Source organism: Streptomyces niger (assembly GCF_000718305.1).
GTDB classification, from domain to species: Bacteria; Actinomycetota; Actinomycetes; order Streptomycetales; family Streptomycetaceae; genus Streptomyces; species Streptomyces niger.
In genome coordinates, this window is sequence record NZ_JOFQ01000073.1 from 1 (window position 1) to 353 (window position 353).

Here is a 353-nt window from a genome sequence, read left to right on the forward strand (position 1 = left end):
CTCAGCCATCGCCAAAGAGCTGCGGGTGAGTGTCCGCTCGGTGGAACGCTGGAGGCGGACGTGGCGCCATCAGGGCAGAGACGGGTTGCGCTGTTCGGGCCCGGCGAAGCCCCCGAAGGTGGACAGGCAGCAGTTCGCGGTTCTGGAGGAACAGCTGCTGCAAGGGGCGGTGGCCCATGGGTGGCCGGATGAGCGATGGACTCTGTCTCGGGTCAGAACGCTCATCCGACGGCTTCTGGGTGTGGCGGTGTCCGTCCGAGGAGTGTGGGAGCTGTTGCGACGTCACGGCTGGTCTTGCCAGCAGCCCGCACGACGGGCCATCGAACGCGATGAGGCGGTCGTTGCCGGCTGGG

Annotated in this window: 1 protein-coding gene; it reads left to right on the forward strand. The window is 67.7% G+C overall.

Translation table 11 applies throughout. The annotated features are described in order from the left end of the window. Positions 1-7: 7 nt before the first annotated feature. Positions 8-353 (forward strand): winged helix-turn-helix domain-containing protein (locus tag IF20_RS38790; RefSeq protein WP_267881162.1); only part of this gene is annotated, 346 nt, incomplete at its 3' end.